Below are 3681 nucleotides of genomic sequence, written 5' to 3'. Positions count from 1 at the left end.
GGGAGGCGGCGCGGCTTGCCGTGCAGTGTGCGGCGGAGCTGATCGGGGAGGAGCCGCAGTACTCGAAGTTGGCGGCGCGGCTGCTTTCCGGGGTGATCGCGCAGGAGGCGGCGGGGCATGGGGCTGACACGTTCAGCGCTTCCATTGCGCTCGGGCACGCTGAGGGGCTGATCGGGGACGAGACTCTTGCGTTTGTAAGTGCGCATGCGGGGGTGCTTGATGCGGCCGTCGATGTGGATGGGGATCTGCGGTTTGAGTACTTCGGGCTGCGTACCGTGTACGACCGGTACCTGCTGCGCCACCCGGTCGCGCGGGACGTGATCGAGACTCCGCAGTTCTTCCTGCTGCGCGTGGCGTGCGGGCTCTCGTGTACGGCGGAGGAGGCGATTGCCTTCTATCGGCTGATGTCATCGCTGGCTTATCTGCCTAGCTCGCCGACGCTGTTCAACTCCGGCACGCGGCACACGCAGATGTCCTCCTGCTACCTGGTCGACTCCCCGCGCGACGAGCTCGACTCGATCTACGCGCGCTACCACCAGGTCGCGCGGCTCTCGAAGTTCGCCGGCGGGATCGGGATCGCCTTCTCCCGGGTGCGCTCGCGCGGGGCGCTGATCCGCAGCACCAACGGCAAGTCCAACGGCATCGTGCCGTTCCTGCGGACCTTGGACGCGTCCGTGGCGGCGGTCAACCAGGGTGGGCGGCGCAAGGGTGCGGCCTGCGTGTACCTCGAGCCCTGGCACCCGGACATCGAGGAGTTCCTGCAGTTGCGCGAGAACACCGGTGAGGATGCGCGGCGCACGCACAATCTCAACCTGGCCAACTGGATCCCGGACGAGTTCATGCGGCGGGTCGAGGCGGACGAGCCGTGGTCGCTGATCGACCCGGACCAGGTGCCCGAGCTTCCCGATCTGTGGGGCGCCGAGTTCGACGCGGCGTACCGGGCCGCGGAGGCCGAAGGGCGGTACGTGCGGCGGGTCTCGGCGCGCGAGCTCTACGGCAAGATGATGCGCACGCTCGCGCAGACCGGCAACGGCTGGATGACCTTCAAGGACGCGGCGAACCGGCTGTGCAACCAGACCGGGCGGCCGGGCAACACCGTGCACCTGTCGAATCTGTGCACGGAGATCATCGAGGTGTCCTCGGACGCCGAGACGGCCGTGTGCAACCTCGGCTCGATCAACCTCGCCGCGCACCTGACCGCGGCGCGCGACGACGTCGACTGGGAGAAGCTGCGCGCGACGGTGCGTACGGCGGTGGTGTTCCTGGACCGCGTCATCGACATCAACTACTACCCGAGCGAGCAGACTGCCGCGTCCAACCCGCGCTGGCGGCCGGTCGGGCTCGGGGTCATGGGCCTGCAGGACGTGTTCTTCGCGCTGCGGCTACCCTTCGACGACGCGCGGGCGCGGGAGCTGTCCACGCGCGTGTCCGAGGAGATCTACCTGACGGCGCTGGAGACCTCGGCGGGGCTGGCCGAGGACTTGGGTGCGCACCCGGCGTACGCGCAGACGCGTGCGGCCGGCGGTGCGCTGCAGCCGGACCTGTGGGGCGTGGCGACCTCGCCGGAGCTGACGGAGCGTTGGACGGCGCTCCGGGCCCGGGTCGCGGCGACGGGGCTGCGCAACTCGCTGCTGATCGCGGTGGCGCCGACGGCTACCATCGCCTCGATCGCCGGATGCTACGAGTGCATCGAGCCGCAGGTGTCGAACCTGTTCAAGCGCGAGACCCTGTCGGGGGAGTTCCTGCAGGTCAACACGGCGCTGGTGCAGGAGCTCAAGGACCTGGGGCTGTGGACGGCGCACATCCGGGAGGCGGTCAAGCGGGCCGAGGGCTCGGTGCAGGGGATCCCAGTGCTGCCGGAGGAGGTCAAGGCCCTGTATCGCACGGCCTGGGAGCTGCCGCAGCGCGCGCTGATCGACCTGGCCGTGGCGCGCGGGCCGTTCGTGGACCAGTCGCAGTCGCTCAACCTTTTTCTGGCGTCGCCGACCATCGGCAAGCTCTCCTCGATGTACATGTACGCGTGGAAGGCCGGGCTCAAGTCCACCTACTACCTGCGTTCGCGCCCGGCCACGCGCATCCAGCAGGCCACCGTGCAGGCGACGGCGCAGGCCACGGTCGGCGCCCAGGGGACGGCGCCCGCGATCGAGTCGATCTCCGATGTGGTGGTCGACGCGGCCGTGGCCTGCTCGCTGGAGAACCCGGAAGCGTGCGAGGCCTGCCAGTGAACCCGAACGAGAACCGGGCCGAGAACCGGGACGAGAACCCGTACGACCCGAACAAGGAGACCTCGCACATGTTGCTCGATCCGGGCATGGATCTGACGCTGCGCCCGATGCGCTACCCGCGGTTCTTCGACCGCTTCCGCGACGCGATCAAGAACACGTGGACGGTGGAGGAGGTGGACCTGCACGCGGACCTGGCCGACCTCGACCGGCTCTCCGCGGCCGAGCGGCACCTGGTCTCCCGGCTGGTGGCCTTCTTCGCCACCGGCGACACGATCGTCTCGAACAACCTGGTGCTCAACCTCTACCAGCACGTCAACAGCCCGGAGGGGCGGCTGTACCTGTCCCGGCAGCTGTTCGAAGAGGCCGTGCACGTGCAGTTCTACCTGAACCTGCTCGACACCTACGTCCCGGACGACGACGAGCGGGCCGAGGCGTTCGCGGCGGTGGAGAACATCCCCTCGATCCGGCGCAAGGCCGAGTTCTGCTTCCGCTGGATCGACTCGGTGCACGGGCTGCGCCGGCTCGAGACGCGCGAGGACCGGCGGGCCTTCCTGCTCAACCTGATCTGCTTCGCCACCTGCATCGAGGGGCTGTTCTTCTACGGCGCCTTCGCCTACGTCTACTTCCTGCGTTCGCGCGGACTGCTCAACGGGCTGGCTTCGGGCACGAACTGGGTGTTCCGGGACGAGTCGATGCACATGGCGTTCGCGTTCGACGTGGTGGAGACGGTGCGGCAGGAGGAGCCCGAATTGTTCGACGCGGCGATGGCCGAGCAGGTGAAGGAGATGCTGGCGGAGGCGGTGGAGTGCGAGACGCAGTTCGCCGAGGACCTGCTGGGCGCGGGGGTGCCGGGACTGCCGGCAGCGGACATGCGCGGCTACCTCGAGCACGTCGCGGACCGGCGGCTGGCGCAGCTCGGCCTCGAGCCGCTGTACGGATCGGCCAATCCGCTGGCGTTCATGGAGTTGCAGGACGTGCAGGAGCTGTCGAACTTCTTCGAGCGGCGGGTCTCGGCGTACCAGGTCGCGGTGGGCGGCAGCGTCTCGTTCGACGACGAGTTCTGACGACGAGTTCTGAGGCCGGGTTCCGACGAAGGGCGCGCACCACACGCCCTGACCCGGCGGGCGCGGGACGGCGAGCGATGCCGCCCGCGCCCGCCCTGGCGGGGAGATTTTGCGTTCGAGGGCTGATCGGGGCCAGAACCTTACGGTATGCCGCAATATTATTACCCTGCTTTGCCGTTCCTTGGTGAACCATCACGCTCGGTGAGCCGTGAGAGTCAGGGGAGTTCTCTGGGTACAAGGGGATATCCGCTGGTCCGCCGGGACTTCGAATTGATCAGAGTGACGGCGGGGAAATAGGTATCGCAGATGCCAGATAGAGTTGTGTGGACCAGTGCGGCAGCGGAGGGTGTCTGACCAGACACGACTCCGCGCTGCTCGGTGCGGGTGGGCGG

The 3681-nt window shown here is 68.3% G+C and carries 2 protein-coding genes; both read left to right on the top strand.

What is annotated here, in order from left to right:
* Window positions 1-2225, top strand: a 2225-nt coding sequence (locus KDL01_RS39815) for a ribonucleoside-diphosphate reductase subunit alpha (protein WP_212533905.1), incomplete at its 5' end; no start/stop codon positions are given.
* A gap of 68 nt (window positions 2226-2293) precedes the next feature.
* Entirely contained in the window at window positions 2294-3289 is a 996-nt protein-coding gene (locus tag KDL01_RS39810) for a ribonucleotide-diphosphate reductase subunit beta (protein WP_212533906.1), read from the top strand.
* Window positions 3290-3681: the final 392 nt, after the last annotated feature.

This window comes from Actinospica durhamensis (assembly GCF_018139695.1).
Taxonomy (GTDB): domain Bacteria; phylum Actinomycetota; class Actinomycetes; order Streptomycetales; family Catenulisporaceae; genus Actinospica; species Actinospica durhamensis.
Note: the sequence above shows the minus strand (reverse complement) of the source record. Positions and strands in the feature narration are given on the sequence as shown.

Bases quoted from the DNA above. Each gene is read 5' to 3' on its own strand.
- KDL01_RS39810 (WP_212533906.1), top strand. From the start codon at position 2,294: ATGTTGCTCGATCCGGGCATGGATCTGACGCTGCGCCCGATGCGCTAC.